15 protein-coding genes are annotated in these 15326 nt (G+C 31.7%); 4 read left to right on the forward strand and 11 right to left on the reverse strand.

What is annotated here, in order from left to right:
• Positions 1–281: 281 nt before the first annotated feature.
• Together ACN0WI_RS07695 and ACN0WI_RS07700 are read left to right on the forward strand one after the other, a co-directional pair.
• Positions 282–1193, forward strand: coding sequence for a L,D-transpeptidase (locus tag ACN0WI_RS07695; RefSeq protein WP_417886082.1), 912 nt, complete (start codon positions 282–284; stop codon positions 1191–1193).
• A gap of 4 nt (positions 1194–1197) precedes the next feature.
• Positions 1198–1935, forward strand: a complete 738-nt coding sequence (locus tag ACN0WI_RS07700) for a hypothetical protein (protein WP_417886083.1) — start codon at positions 1198–1200, stop codon at positions 1933–1935.
• Here the strand turns inward: ACN0WI_RS07700 and ACN0WI_RS07705 are convergent.
• Positions 1932–2726: an HAD family hydrolase gene (locus ACN0WI_RS07705; RefSeq protein WP_417886085.1), complete on the reverse strand. Its 795-nt coding sequence runs from the start codon at positions 2724–2726 to the stop codon at positions 1932–1934. The two genes, ACN0WI_RS07700 and ACN0WI_RS07705, sit on opposite strands and share 4 nt — an antisense overlap.
• Before the next feature lie 190 nt (positions 2727–2916).
• On the opposite strand from ACN0WI_RS07705, the gene ACN0WI_RS07710 reads away from it, so the two are divergent.
• Positions 2917–5379, forward strand: a complete 2463-nt coding sequence (locus ACN0WI_RS07710) for a TonB-dependent receptor domain-containing protein (protein WP_417886086.1) — start codon at positions 2917–2919, stop codon at positions 5377–5379.
• A gap of 73 nt (positions 5380–5452) precedes the next feature.
• On the opposite strand, the gene ACN0WI_RS07715 is transcribed toward ACN0WI_RS07710, so the two are convergent.
• Positions 5453–6109: a SanA/YdcF family protein gene (locus ACN0WI_RS07715; RefSeq protein WP_417886087.1), complete on the reverse strand. Its 657-nt coding sequence runs from the start codon at positions 6107–6109 to the stop codon at positions 5453–5455.
• Between the two features lie 99 nt (positions 6110–6208).
• On the opposite strand from ACN0WI_RS07715, the gene ACN0WI_RS07720 reads away from it, so the two are divergent.
• Complete coding sequence (locus ACN0WI_RS07720; RefSeq protein WP_417886089.1) at positions 6209–6838, forward strand: NAD(P)H-dependent oxidoreductase; 630 nt, start codon at positions 6209–6211, stop codon at positions 6836–6838.
• Here ACN0WI_RS07720 and ribB read toward each other — a convergent pair.
• The 9 genes from ribB to ACN0WI_RS07765 all read right to left on the reverse strand — a co-directional run bounded on the left by ribB (position 6835) and on the right by ACN0WI_RS07765 (position 15317).
• Positions 6835–7983, reverse strand: coding sequence for a 3,4-dihydroxy-2-butanone-4-phosphate synthase (ribB, locus tag ACN0WI_RS07725; protein WP_417886090.1), 1149 nt, complete (start codon positions 7981–7983; stop codon positions 6835–6837). The two genes, ACN0WI_RS07720 and ribB, sit on opposite strands and share 4 nt — an antisense overlap.
• A 32-nt stretch (positions 7984–8015) precedes the next feature.
• Positions 8016–9461 (reverse strand): LptF/LptG family permease, encoded by a 1446-nt coding sequence (locus tag ACN0WI_RS07730; protein WP_417886091.1) that lies wholly within the window; start codon positions 9459–9461, stop codon positions 8016–8018.
• Between the two features lie 12 nt (positions 9462–9473).
• Positions 9474–10115 carry a LolA family protein gene (locus ACN0WI_RS07735; protein WP_417886093.1) on the reverse strand — a complete coding sequence of 214 codons (642 nt, stop codon included), beginning with the start codon at positions 10113–10115 and terminating at the stop codon, positions 9474–9476.
• 9 nt (positions 10116–10124) lie between these two features.
• A complete protein-coding gene (locus ACN0WI_RS07740; protein ID WP_417886094.1) occupies positions 10125–12554 on the reverse strand; it encodes a DNA translocase FtsK 4TM domain-containing protein in 2430 nt (809 codons plus the stop codon).
• A 112-nt stretch (positions 12555–12666) separates the two neighbouring features.
• On the reverse strand, positions 12667–13671 hold the full coding sequence (locus ACN0WI_RS07745; RefSeq protein WP_417886095.1) for an alpha/beta fold hydrolase: 1005 nt from the start codon (positions 13669–13671) through the stop codon (positions 12667–12669).
• Positions 13672–13771: 100 nt separating this feature from the next.
• A complete protein-coding gene (locus tag ACN0WI_RS07750; RefSeq protein ID WP_417886096.1) occupies positions 13772–14137 on the reverse strand; it encodes a diacylglycerol kinase family protein in 366 nt (121 codons plus the stop codon).
• Positions 14138–14139: 2 nt separating this feature from the next.
• Positions 14140–14640, reverse strand: a complete 501-nt coding sequence (gene tpx / locus ACN0WI_RS07755; protein ID WP_417886097.1) for a thiol peroxidase — start codon at positions 14638–14640, stop codon at positions 14140–14142.
• Between the two features lie 130 nt (positions 14641–14770).
• Positions 14771–15022, reverse strand: a complete 252-nt coding sequence (locus ACN0WI_RS07760) for a DUF6952 family protein (RefSeq protein ID WP_417886099.1) — start codon at positions 15020–15022, stop codon at positions 14771–14773.
• The gene (locus ACN0WI_RS07765; protein ID WP_417886101.1) at positions 15003–15317 is read right to left on the reverse strand and encodes a thioredoxin family protein; all 315 of its coding nucleotides are present in this window, start codon (positions 15315–15317) and stop codon (positions 15003–15005) included. The genes ACN0WI_RS07760 and ACN0WI_RS07765 overlap by 20 nt, the downstream gene beginning before the upstream one ends.
• Between the last annotated feature and the right edge of the window lie 9 nt (positions 15318–15326).

Consider the following 15326-nt stretch of genomic DNA (forward strand, 5'->3'; position numbering starts at 1 on the left):
TTATTATTTCGAAATAATTATTTTTCGATGGTTAAAAATACTTTTTTATTAAAAATGGTGTGGTATTAATTAGATTAATGTCGCTTTTATTAATTCCTATATAGCTATTTCTATAGTTGAATGGTATTTTTAGCAGTAAGTTTCATCTGAAATTCTATATTGAAGCGTATATTTAAAATATCTTTCTTAATAAGAATTCAACAAAGAATTAACTCGTTTTTAGTAAGTTGAAGAAACCTTATGTCTTATTTTTGCTGATGCTTTTGCCTATATGCAATTTTATGAAGACAATTTTTTTAAAACTCGTTGTATTATTAGTAGTACTATTAATTGGTAGTTGCCAGAATACAAAAGAGAAAAAGCTTACCGAGGTACCTGTGACTGTTTTGGACACTATCCGTTTAGAACCACCTATGGATAGGCTTTTAGTTAAATATTCTATAGATTCTTTAAAAACCAAAGAGGATTTAGATACTTTTAATACTAAATTTTCTAATCGAGAGCGTAAAACTATTTATGCTTTAAATAGAATAGATTCACGTAAAGTGTGGGCGGGTAAACAATTGGTAGTACCAGATACTATAACTTCTAATTTAATGGATTATACTCCTTTTCCAATAGAATTAGGAATGATAGAAAAATTACCCAAAACAGTTATAATCTCTCAACGTATACAAGCATTTGCTTTATACGAGAAAGGTAAATTAATAAAATGGGGTCCTGTAAGTAGCGGTAAAAAGAGTACACCAACTCCTGATGGATTGCATTATGGTAATTATAAAGCGAAACGAAAAGTAAGTTCGGTAAACGATAACTGGATTTTACCCTATTATTTTAACTTTATGAATTTTGAAGGAGTAGGGACTCATCAATATTCTTTACCGGGTTATCCAGCAAGTCATGCTTGTGTTAGACTTTATATGGATGATGCTGAATTTATTTATAATTGGGCTTCTATGTGGCAGCTAAACGGTAACCAATTAAAAAGGAATGGAACGCCATTTATGGTTATAGGAAAATATGACTATAAAAAGATAAAACCATGGCTTCAGTTAGCGGACTCGATGGAAGCTAATGATTTTATGGAATCCGAATTACAAATTATTAGGGATTATGTAAAAAAGTATGAAGCTGATCCTAAAAATTTTGAACAGTCTTCTCCGGTAGAAGGTGCTATAAATTCAGTATCTTAACAACATGAAATATTTATTTTTTTTAGTTTTTTTTAGTTTTGCTATAGGAAATGTAACTGCTCAAACTCAGGTAATGGTAAGAGCAAAAGCCAAAAATGCCAAATTTATAGGCAGTTCTATAGGCGGAGCAAAAATTATAATAAGAGATTATTATTCAAATAGCATTTTAGCAGAAGGTATTACTAAAGGCGCTACTGGAAATACCGATTTACTAATTAAACAGCCGGTAATACGTGGTAAACGATTAACCGATGAAAAAACTGCTGGATTTTTAGCAAATCTGGATATTAAAAAGCCCACTTTTGTTGAAATAGAAGCATTTGCACCAATTGCTAAAAAACAGGCCGTTGTAAAAGCAGCAACACAAATGTGGATTTTGCCTCATAAAGATATTTTAGGAGATGGTGTAATGTTAGAAATCCCAGGTTTTATTGTAGATATTTTGAGTCCTCAAACTCACGAGATAATTCAAGGGGAATTTGAAGTAAGTGCTAATATTGTTATGATGTGTGGTTGTCCGGTTGCTGAAGGCGGATTATGGGATGCGTCAACTTATGAAATTAAAGCGTTATTAGAAAATGGAGAGACTGCTAAAGAAGTAGAATTAAAAGCAACCGAAAAAGCAAATACTTTTTCGGCTACTGTAAATCTTAATGCTGGGAACTATTCGGTTACCGTCTATGCTTTTGATACTAAAACCGGAAATACCGGTTTAGACAAAACATCTATAATCGTACGTTAGTCGTCTAATAGACCAAGCTTTTCGATAGTTCGTAACACACCATTTTCATTGTTATCATAATCTGTTATGTAATTGCTGACTTTTATAATTTCTGGATGAGCATTTTTCATTGCATAACTATATTTAGCATTTTGCATCATCTCTAAATCATTTAAATAGTCACCAAAAACCAAAGTTTCCTCAGGAGAAATATTTAATTTTTTCTGTACACCGTGTATGGCATTCCCTTTATTGGCGGTTTTCGTCATAATATCTATAAAAATAGGAGAAGCAATGGCTACTTTATAATCATCTTTAAATTCTTCAAAAAGAGGATAGGTGTTTTTTTCGACTCCATTTTTATTACAAAGTGTAACTTTTAAAATTTTATCTTTCACTTTAGTAAGATCGTCTACCACTTCTAAGCGTTCGTAAAATTTTTTAATTTCACTTGTAAAAGCTTTATCATTATTTTCTACGTAAGCAGATTTAACACCACATAAAACTAAATTACAACCTTCGGCTTCTCGACCTTTGTTAATAAAGACATTTGCTTGGTCTCTATCCATTGTATCGGTATATAATTCTTTACCTTGGTGTACTACATAGCTGCCATTTTCAGCAAAAAATATCATTCTGTTTTTTAGCCGATCAAACTGCTGAATAAGGTTGTAATACTGGCGACCACTAGCTACAGCTACAAGTATATTTTTATCTAATAATTTTTCTTCAATCTCCCAAAAATCTGGATGAATTTCATGCTGGTCGTTTAGCAAAGTTCCATCCATATCGGTTATTACCAATTTAATCATAGTCTTTTTTTAGAATTTCTAATATAATAGTTTTTAAAATAAATTGTCCTTAAGAACCTTTGTTTTATTTCTTCTTTTTGAAACACTTACATTATTTTATTTTAATTAAATCTAAATATGCTTTTATTTTTAAATAAAGCAATATACTTTTGCTATTATTTAAAATAGTTCTAAATTATATAATCTAATTATGAAGTATCAGTATTTACTAACGCTTATTTTTATGTTCGTTAGTCATTTATTTTTCGCACAAAATTTTGGTAAAATTAAAGGTGAAGTCACTACAACTTCGGGTAATCCAATTGCCAACGCAAACATTCAGGTTCTTAAAACTCCGGTTGGAGCAGAAACTTTATCTGATGGAACGTTTGAAATTAGTCATATTTCTGAAGGAACCTATGTACTTCACATTTCGTATGTAGGTTTTAAATCTAAAGAAGTTAAAGTTGTAGTTAGTAGCAAGAACACTTCTGATTTGGGTACAATAATAATGGTTAGAAATCAAGAAAGTTTATCTGAAGTGCTTTTAAACGGAAAGTCAATTCGAAATAATTTTACTAGAAATACTAGTAATTATGTGGCTAAGCTTCCGTTGAATCGCTTAGAAAATCCCCAGGTTTATAATACCATATCTTCAGAATTATTAGAAAGCCAAGTAGTTACTAATTTTGATGATGCGCTTAAAAATGCTTCCGGAATTACCAAGTTATGGGAATCTACAGGGAGAGGTTCAGATGGAGCAGGTTATTATTCTTTACGTGGATTTGCAGTACAACCTAATTTAACTAATGGTTTGCCAGCATTAACCAATGGAAGTCCGGATCCTCAGAATATTGAATCAATAGAAGTAATTAAAGGTCCATCTGGAACTTTATTTGGAAGTTCTGTAGTTTCTTATGGAGGTTTAATTAATGTGATTACCAAAAAGCCATATAATCATTTTGGAGGAAATGTTTCGTATACTTCTGGAAGTTATGGTTTAAATAGATTAACTGCAGATGTGAATTTACCCTTAGGTGAAGGAGTGAATTTAAGAGTAAATTCAGCCTACAATACGCAAGAAAGTTTTCAGGATGCAGGTTTTAGAAAGTCATTTTTCTTTGCGCCATCTTTATCTTATCAGGTAAATGATCGTCTTTCGTTTTTAATTAATACTGAAATTTATCAAGTAGAAAGTACCAACCAAACTATGCTTTTCTTGGACAGAGGTTCTAAGCTAGTCGTAAATAATTTGGACGAACTGGGCTACGATAATAATAGGTCGTATACATCAGATGATTTAGGTATCGAAAATCCTATGTATAGCATACAAGCACAGATGAATTATAAATTATCTGATAGCTGGACATCACAAACTGCATTTTCTCAAAGTTCAGCAAAAGCAAAAGGATATTATTCTTATTTGTATGAAGGTACTTCAGCATTTAAGGGAGACGATCCAGCTAATGGAGTAGTTTTAGAAGACGGGGTTGTTTTCGCTAGAAATATGAATCACCAAAATTCTACTACACTTACTACCGATATTCAACAAAATTTCATTGGAGATTTTAAACTTGGCGAAATGAGAAACCGTGTTGTTGCTGGTTTAGATTATTATAATAAAGAAGTAAGAAATAACGGAACAGGATATTTAGGAAATGGATTTGTATATATTGGGAATGCCAGTGCGGCAAATGTAAATGCCAGTGTTTACGGAATTACAGATCCTAATTCTTACATAAGTGATTACGACAGTGGAATTTTATCTAAGACTGGTGTAGATGCGCTTTTCGCAAATTCAGAGATATCTCCTTCAGTTTCAAGACAAGAAATTTACAGTGCTTATGTTTCAGATATTTTTAATCCTATCGAAGCATTATCGATTATGGCAAGTTTACGTGTAGACCGTTTTGAAAGTGAAAGTAATAGCCAAACTGCATGGTCACCTAAGTTTGGAGTGGTGTATCAACCAGTATTAGACAAGGTATCGATATTCGCTAATTATCAGGATGGTTTTAGTAACGTAGCACCACAGGTAGGGAAAGACTTAGATGGAAACAATAAAAATTATGAGTTTGATCCCGAGCATGCAAAACAACTTGAAGGAGGTGTTAAACTTAATTTGCTTAATAATAAATTAGCAGCTACCTTATCATACTATGACATCGAGGTAACCAATACGGTAATGACAATTGCACCACAGGTATATACTCAAGGGGGAGAATTATATAGCCGTGGATATGAAGCGAGTATTACAGCTTCTCCTGTAGAAGGACTAAATTTAATTGCAAATTACAGTTATAATGAGAGTAAACTTACCAAAGGAGCTGAGGGAGATAATTACTTGGGGCGTCGTCCTGAAAGTGCAGGACCACAAAATCTAGCTAATTTTTGGGCAACCTATAAGTTTTCAAATTCAGTATTAAATAATTTTGGTATTGGTTTTGGCGGAAATTATGGCAGTGAAAATAAGATTCTTAATCAAAATTTAGCAGGTACTTTTACTCTCGATTCGTATAGTGTTTTAAATGCATCTATATTTTATAAAAATGATAAATTTGGAATTACTTTAAAGTTGAATAATTTGAATGATGAAGAATACTATACCGGATGGTCTACAGTAAACCCACAGATTGGTAGAAACTTATCAGCTAATTTTAGCTATTATTTTTAAAGTATAATTAGTATCGATATACTAAAAAGCTCGACAATTGTCGAGCTTTTTGATTTTAATAATTAATTTCATATTATAAATTACTTTTAGGTATGCCTAAAGATAGCTTTGTAATTTTAGGTTTAATATTGAAAACCACTTCGAAAACAGCTTTATAATTAGCTAATTTTTCTCGTTTTGTAACTCTATTTTCATTCTCAATTTTAAATTCATTTTCGTAAGCTTCAAATCCGTAATAATTTAAACCTAAGTGTTTTGAAATAAATATGGCTCGGGGTAAGTGAAAATCTTGTGTAACAACAATAGCGTCAGTAATACCAAAAACATGATATGCTCTATACATACTATCGTAAGTATTAAGTCCGGAGTGGTCTAGTAATAATTTCCTTTTAGGAATATTATTTTCTATTAAGTAATCCGATATTGCTTTTACTTCATTGTAGTTATCAAGAATATGATCTCCGCTAATTAATATTTGTTGAGCTTTATTTTTTCTAAACAAATCAATAGCCGTGTCTACTCGATCTTTTAAAATAGGGGATAGGCGCCCATCGGTATGGACGCTTGCTCCTAAAATTATAAGCGTTTTAGTTTTGGGAACTTCAGAGATGGTATTGTAAATTCTAGAAGTGGTATCTTTTTTAATATATGCGGATAAACCATAGGTAATTATGATCCCTACTAATAGAAATAATGAAAAATACAAAATCGATTTTTTAAGAAATTGCATGCATTTTTTTTAGATAGATTTCGAAGATAAATAATATTCTTTTAAAGAACATACTTACAGTTTGTATTGTTTAGATTTGTGAAAAATAAAAATTACAAGATGAGCATAAAGGCATTAGAATGGAGGTATGCGGTAAAGAAATTTGATGAGAACAAGACTATTTCTGAAGCGAAAATAGCAATTTTAAAGAAATCTTTTAACTTAACAGCTACTTCATACGGATTGCAGCCAATACGTTTAGTCGTCGTAAAAAATAAACCGGTACAAGAAAAATTACGGGAGTATTCAATGAATCAACCTCAGTTAGATTCGGCCTCTCATGTTTTAATTTTGTGTATAGAGAAAAATATTAATAAAGAATTTATTGCCAATTATTTTGAACGTGTAAAAAAAATAAGAGAAACTCCTGATGAAATTTTAGATCCGTTTAAAAATTTTTTAATGAAAGATTTTGAAAAAAAATCTGATGAAGAAATTCGAAATTGGGCAAAAAATCAGGCTTATTTAGCCTTAGGGAATTTACTAACCGTTTGTGCAGTTGAATCTATAGATGCTTGCCCTATGGAAGGCTTTGTACCAGAAAAGGTAGATGCTCTTTTAGAACTTGATAAACTAAATTTAGAATCGGTTTTAGTGTTGCCGGTTGGAATAAGAGCAAAAGATGATATCTTCTCCGAATTTAAGAAAGTTCGTCGATCCGAAGAAGATAGCATAATTTCAATATATTAATAGTTTACTTGATCTACAATTTCTAAACCATAGCCAATCATGCCTACACGTTTCGTATGTTCAGAATTAGTAAGAAGCTTAATCTTGCTAATCTCTAGATCATGTAAAATCTGGGCACCAATCCCAAAATCTTTTTGATCCATAGGTAATTGAGTAGCTTTTACGATTCCGTTTTGCTGATTTTCTTTTAACTCTTCTAGTCGAGTAAGTAAACTTAGAGGTTTTGCAGCCGGATTAATAAAGACGATCGCTCCTTTTTCTTCTTTATTAATAGCTTCGAACATTGAATCTAATTTTTTATCTACTTGATTAGTTAATGTTCCTAATAAATCGTTATTGGCTAATGTTGAATTTACGCGAACTAAAACATCTTCATCTTCTTGCCATGCACCTTTTGTAAGTGCAATATGGATTTGATTATTTGTAGTTTGCTTATAAGCTCTTAATCGAAATTCACCAAATCGAGTTTGTAAGTTGAAGTCTTGTTCTTTTATAATTAAAGAATCGTACTTCATACGGTAGGCTACTAAATCTTCAATAGAAATAATTTTCAGATCGAATTTTTTAGCTACTTCTATTAGTTGAGGTAGTCTAGCCATAGTGCCATCTGCATCTAAAATTTCTACTAAAATTCCTGATGATTGAAGTCCTGCAAGTCTAGCTAAATCTACTGAAGCTTCTGTGTGTCCTGTTCTTCTTAAAACACCCCCATTTTTAGCACGTAACGGAAAAATATGCCCCGGTCTTCCTAAGTCCTCCGGTTTCGTTTCTTTTTCAGTTAATGCTTTAATCGTTTTTGCTCTATCGTGGGCTGAAATTCCAGTAGTACAACCATGTCCTATAAGATCTACCGATACTGTAAATTGTGTGTTATGAAGTACCGTATTTTCATCAACCATCAAATTTAAACCTAATTCTTTAGATCGATCTTCAGTAATAGGTGCACAAATTAATCCGCGACCATGAGTAGCCATGAAATTTATCATCTCAGGAGTTACTTTCTCTGCTGCTGCAACAAAATCACCTTCGTTTTCGCGATCTTCATCATCTACAACAATAACTACTTTTCCTGATTTTATATCTTCAATTGCTTCTTTTATAGAATTTAATTGGAATGATTTATGACCTTTATTTATTTGTGCCATTTTGTTTTTTTTATAAAACAAAGGTATCTAATCTATTTCTTTTTGCCTTTTATTAAAGCAAACTTTTTAAGAACTTTACGGAAAGGAGTTATAAAGAAATCAAAAGTAAATAGTCCTCTATCTGTTGTAGCTCTATACGTTAGAAAAACACCTAAGGGCAGCATAATTATTGTGCTTAACCAAGCTGCAATAAACGGACTAATACTACCATCTTCTGCACTATTTTTAGCAAAAATACCAATAAAGTGATAGGTTAAGAATAGTAAAATGGCAACAACCATAGGTAATCCCATACCTCCTTTACGAATAATCGCTCCTAAAGGTGCACCCACAAAAAATAATAAAATACACGCTATTCCTAATACATATTTTTCATGTAAAGCTATTTCGAATTTATTAAGTCTCTTTGTGCGTTGCTTAAATTCTTCTTTTTTTAAATTTAGATGTGATATAGTAGCACTGAGTGTACTTTCTGCCAAATTAATAATACGTTCCGATTGACTACTATTGAAATTATCTAGAATAGAATTTTTAATGGAATCTTTATAATTTTTATTTTTTTTTGGGGTGAAATTGGTGTTTATAGAGGTGATTCCTGAATGACTATACATAGACTCAGAAAAAGCTTCTAATTTTTTATTATAATCAGTTGATAAACTATCGATACTTTTTTTGAGTTCTCCAATTTTAAGCATGCTTTGAGTGGTGTAGTTTTCATCATCCATATCTACATCATTAAAATTAGAGAGGTCTATATTAATAGTATACTTATCAAAGTAACTTTTAGCAAAAGGTTTCTTTTTTCTTTTTGAATAATCACTCGGTTCTATTTCATTATAATAATTCCCGTCTTTTAGAATTAGTGATAGAACATTGGAATTTGTACCACTTAATTCTCCATTTTTTGCTTTTATGACGGTATAATTATCCCCTCTTTTTGTTCCGGTATGTATAATAACATCATGTAAAAACTGCCCATTATCACCAGTTTTTTTGCCAACCTTAATGTTGTAATCTCCAACATCGTTAAAAATACCTTCGGTAATGGCCATTGCCGGTTTTCGTTTAGCAATATTTTTACGAAGGTTAATAGATTTGAATTCAGCAGCCGGAATAATATTATTGGAAAATAAAAAACCTGTGAAACCAACTAGTAAAATAAAGAACGTTAAGCCACGCATGGCTCTTTGCAATGAAATTCCAGAGGATTTCATTGCAGCAAATTCATAATTTTCAGCAAAATTTCCAAAAACCATAATCGAAGTTAATAATATGGTTAACGGCAATACCATAGGTATTAATTTTGGCATTGTATAAATTAAAAATTTGAAAATAATTTCTGCATCTAAATCTTTTCCTGCTAATTCACCTATATAAAGCCAAATGGCTTGTAGTATAAAAATGAACATTAAAATTACAAATACAGTAAAAAAAGTTTTTAGATAACTTGTTAGTATGTAACGGTCTAGTATTTTCAAAAAAAGGAAATTTTAATCTAGTCGATTGATATAATAATTTGCGTAACGGCTTTCATCAAAAGTGAAAATTTTCTTTGGAAGCGATTGATCGGTTTTAAAACTTTTCACTGTAATGGTTATAGTAGTGCCATTAGGCTGTGTTTGAATTAAATTATAAATATTTTTGGTTTGCTCATCAATACCTAATAAGATCTTTTTTACGTCTGCATTGCTATCTTTAGGGGTAAGCTTTACAAATTGAATATTTCTTCCATTAATATTTTTCGATTTATCCATGGCAAAGGTATAGCCATCTTCATAAAAAGTAAACATTTTAGATGGAGTAATATTATTTTCATCTTCAGCTACGTAATTCGAAATATTAATTTCCTCATCTTCAGGAATTATAGTGTATACTTTTTCTCCATCAAATAACTGTGTGGTTCCCATAAAATTCAATCGATATTTATCTCCTTTTATACTAGCATCTCCACGTGTTTCTTGATGAATATTTTCTGAAGCATTTTCTAAAGAATATTTAAAATCGATAACCATATTGTTGTAGCTGCTAACTTTATTGGAAACCTGATTTAGTAGTTTTTCAGCTTTAGCTGAATTTTGAGCTTGAATTGCTATTCCTGCTACTAAAAGTAGCATTGTGATTACTTGTTTCATTTTAATTGCTTATTGCGTTTCTTCGTTTAATAATTGTTCTAAAGCTAATAAATCCGGCACTAAAACTTGTCTAGCTTTGCTGCCTTCAAATGGGCCAACAATACCCGCTGCTTCTAACTGATCTATAATTCTTCCGGCTCTATTATATCCTAATTTAAGCTTACGCTGTAATAAAGAAGCAGATCCTTGTTGTGCAATTACAATAACTTCTGCAGCTTCTTTAAATAGCTTATCACGATCGCTTATATCTATATCAACTCCTGTGCCACTATCTTCACCTTCGTATTCTGGTAGCAGGTGAGCATCGGGATAGGCTTTTTGCGAACCTATAAATTCAGTTATTTTATCAACTTCTGGGGTATCTACAAATGCACATTGTAAACGCTTCATTGAACTTCCTTGTGTAAATAACATATCACCACGCCCAATTAACTGATCGGCACCCGGACCATCTAATATGGTTCTAGAGTCTATTTTAGAGGTTACCCTAAAAGCAATTCTGGCCGGGAAGTTGGCTTTAATAATACCCGTAATTACATTTACGGATGGCCGCTGAGTAGCTATTATTAAATGAATACCAATTGCACGTGCTAATTGCGCAAGTCTAGCAATAGGAGCTTCTACTTCTTTACCGGCTGTCATAATCAAGTCGGCAAACTCGTCAACTACTAATACAATATACGGTAGGAATTTATGGCCATTTTCCGGATTTAATTGTCGGTTTTTAAATTTTACATTGTATTCTTTAATATTTCGAACCATTGCATCTTTTAGCAATTCATACCGATCGTCCATTTCAATACACAATGAGTTTAGTGTATTAATAACTTTGGTATTATCCGTAATAATAGCCTCTTCGGTGTCAGGTAATTTTGCTAAATAATGGCGTTCAATTTTATTAAATAAAGTAAGTTCTACTTTTTTAGGATCTACTAATACAAATTTAACTTCTGCGGGATGTTTACTATAAAGTAAAGAAGCAAGGATTGCATTTAATCCTACGGATTTACCTTGTCCTGTAGCTCCAGCCATTAGCATGTGTGGCATTTTAGCTAAGTCTACAACAAAGGTTTCGTTACTTATAGATTTACCTAAAGCCATTGGTAATTCCATTTCGGCATTCTGAAATTTTTGAGAAGCAATTACCGATCGCATTGAAACAATGCTAGAATTCTTATTAGGAACTTCTATACCAATAGTACCTTTTCCTGGAATAGGAGCAATGATACGAATTCCTAAAGCCGCTAAAGAAAGTGCAATATCATCTTCTAGATTTTTAATTTTTGAAATTCGGATACCTGCTTCTGGTACAATTTCGTAAAGCGTCACCGTAGGCCCAACTGTAGCTTTTATCTGGGCAATTTCAATTTTATAATTTTTTAGTGTTTCAACAATTCTGTTTTTATTTCCTTCTAACTCCTCTTGATCAATGGTAATACTGCCTCCATAGTCTTTTAATAATTCTAAAGGTGGAAATTTATAATTTGCCAGTTCTAATGTTGGATCAAATTCGCCAAAATCACTTACTAATTTTTTGCTTAAACTATCTTCATCAACCTCTTCTTCTTCAGGAGTAGCTTCTATTTCCATAGCCACTTCCTCTTTTGTCTCAGGGGTTTGTTTAGCTTGTTTTTTTGAGATGTTGGTTTCTTCCTGTAAGTTATTTTCAAAATTAATTTCAGATCTCAGATCTTCTTCTTCATTTTCAATTGTCTCGGATGAAGTGTTTTTTACTGAAGAATCTTCTTTTATTTCTTGTTTTTCTTTCCAGCTTTTTTCTTCTTCCGTTTCATTAGCTGTCATTTTTTTAGCTGAAGCCACTTTAGCCGCTTCAAATTCGGCATCTATGTCTTGTTTTTTAGACTTTAAAAAATGAGCTACTTTTTCAGGAGTTATTCTAAAACGCAAAGTTACATATGCTAGAAATAAAAAGCATAGCAATAAAATAGTTCCGAATAAACCTAAATAGTCTTGAAAATAGTCATTCATTTCAAAACCAATAGTTCCTCCTAAAATAGAATAATTAGTGAAAAAACCTAAAGTTATAGAACACCAAATCATAACAAGTATGCCCCAAAACCAATAGGAGCTTAATTTTTTTAAAGAGTAGCCAAAGAAAAGGTGTATACCAGATACAGTAGTTAAAATGGCTAATGAAAAACTAGCGATACCAAATCCTTTATATATGAAGAAATCACTAATTAAAGCACCAAATTTACTAAGCCAATTTTTAGCTTCGATAGAACGATTACTAAACTCTGATAAACTACTTTGATCAGTTTTCCAATTGAATAAAAAGGAGATAAATGAGACCACTAAAGCCAATCCAAAAAGCATTAGAAAACTTCCTAAAACCACTTTTTGATGACGGTTTAGGGTAATCGAAAATTTCTTTTTCGGTGTTTTACTTTTTCGGGTTCTGGTCTTCTTTTTAGCCATAGATGTTTTTAGGAATTTTGGCAAAAATACAAATTAGCCACTTTTAAAGTAATGAATTTAAATTCTATTTTAAAAGAGGCTAATTTAATGTAATAACGCGTATAGAAAAGGCTTATTTTTGTAAATAGTCTATAAGTGGAATAATAAATTTCTGAAAGCGCTCTATATGTGGTAAATGTCCTGTATTAGGAATCTCTACAAGTTCCGAATTTGGAATTTTTTGTTGAGTAATTTTCCCTAGTTTATTATACAAACCCATTGTTGATTTTACTTTTGGAGAAACTAAATTTTTTCCTAAAGCGGTTCGATCTCTAGTACCAATAATCAATAAAGTGGGGACACTAATTTCTTTAAACTCATAAACTACAGGCTGAGTAAACACCATATCATATGTTAAGGCTGCGTTCCAAGCTATTCTATCGTAATTTTTGTTTAAAGTCCATCCGGCTAAAAGTTTGGCCCATTTTGCATAATCTTGATTCCATTCACCATCGTAATAGCTTTCTGTTTGATAAGCTTTAATATCTTCATAAGTTTTACCTAGTTCACCTTTATACCAGTCAGTTACACTTTGGTAAGGAACCTTTAACTTCCAGTCTTCTAAGCCAATTGGATTTACTAATACTAATTTATCGGTAATTTCTGGATACATTAAAGCAAATCTAGTGGCTAACATACCTCCCATAGAATGCCCTAGTATTGTAGTTTTTTTTATTCCTAATGAATCAATAAGCCCTTTTGTGTTTTTAGCTAATTGCTGAAATGTATATTGAAAATGCTCAGGTTTACTAGATTTTCCGAAGCCTATTTGATCTGGAACTAATATATTAAATCCTTCTTTAGTAAGCGCTGCGATAGTAGTTTGCCAATATGCTCCATTAAAGTTTTTTCCATGAAGAAGCGTAACAGTTTTACCGTTACTTTTACTTGTTGATGGCTTAACATACATATAAGCCATTTTATAGTCTTCTTTTTGAGCTTTAAATTTGAAAAAGGAAACAGGGTAAGGATATTCGTAGTTCTCTAGCATTAAGTCTAGTTCTTTAAATTCTTGAGCTTGACTTGCAAATATCCCAAAGCCTATGATAAAAGCAATAAGTATTGATAATTTTCTCATAAAAACAGTTTTCCTTTAAAATTAAAAACAAAGGTGGGTAGGGAAGAATAAAAAAATTCTTTTAAAATAACTTTAACCTTATTAAATAAGTTAAAAGAAACTATGCTATTAAGTAAGGAATATAGATTATGCAACCTACAATTATTGCTATTATTGCAGCAAAACATACAGCTCCTGCAGCCACATCTTTAATATGCCCAATTTTGTGATGAAAGTCTGGATGAATAAAATCGGCTATGGCTTCTATTGCTGTATTTAAACCTTCTGCACTCATTACTAATCCAATAGCGAATAATTGTGCAATCCATTCTGTACTGGTAATATTAAAAAAGAACCCAGCGCAAGTCATAACTATTGAAATAGAAAATTGAACTTGTACGCTAGGTTCTTTTTTAATAAGCAGCCATGCACCTTTTAAGGCATAACCTCCACCACGAATACGTTTCCCAAGGAAACTATTTTTCATAATTATAGTAGCGTTTTTAACGCAGCCAGATAATTAGGCTCTTCTGCAATATCTGGTACTTGTTGCGTATGTATTACATTTAAATTTTCATCTAAAACTATTACAACGCGAGATAATAAGCCTTCTAAAGGACCTGTAATCATTTCTACGCCATAATCTTTTCCGAACTCACGTTCTTTAAAGTCAGACAAGTTAACAACATTTTTCAAATCTTCATCGTTTACAAATCTTTTTTGTGCGAAGGGCAGGTCTCTAGAGATACAAAGTACAACAGTGTTTTCTAACTCGGTAGCCCTTTTGTTAAAATTTCTTACAGAGTTTGCGCAAACTCCAGTATCGATACTAGGAAATATATTTAATATAACTCGTTTTCCTTTAAAATCTTCTAGCTTAGCTTTCTTTAAATCGGTTTTGATAAGTTCAAAGTGAGGTGCTTTTTCGCCTACTTCAGGAAGATCGCCATAAGTAATAACTCGTTCTCCTTTAAAAATTATTTCAGACATGGTTCTATTGTTAGATTCTTGCTGATAAATTTAAATTATTTTGAATGGAGAGGTACTAAAATTTTCATAAAACAAAACGGGCTAACTGAATTAACAATTAGCCCGTTTTAATCTAAATATATTTTCAGTTTTACTGATCTATAGATCCTAAAACTTTTTTTACGAATGCATTAGCAGCATCGCTTTCTTTCATTCCTTCTTCACTTACCATTTTATGAACCTCGATAGCTCCACAAATGTTTGTGATTAATTCGCCCACGACATCCATTTCTTCTTCAGAAACAGAACGGTGTTCTGTGAAATTTTCTAAAACTTCAACTGTAGCCTGAAGTTTTTCAATTTCATTATTTCGCTGTAAGTGCTTAATTACTGGTAACTTCATTTACTAAGTCTTTTAATACGTCAAACTTATTTGTTTGAACTTGATTTACGAAAGCTCCGTTTTTAAAAGTAGCAAAAGTTGGCAAGTTATTTACATTAGCCATTTTTCGACTTTCTGGATACTTTTCTGCATCAACAAAAATGAAAGATGCATTTTCGTGCTCTCCTGCTAACTTTTTAAATTTAGGTTTCATAAGTCTGCAGTTACCACACCAACCTGCCATATATTGCACAACTACTGTTTCGTTATCAGAAACAATTTCGTTTAAATTATCTTTATCTAATTCCTTAATCATAGCAATTTT

This window comes from Zunongwangia sp. (assembly GCF_048269745.1).
Taxonomy (GTDB): Bacteria; Bacteroidota; Bacteroidia; order Flavobacteriales; family Flavobacteriaceae; genus Zunongwangia.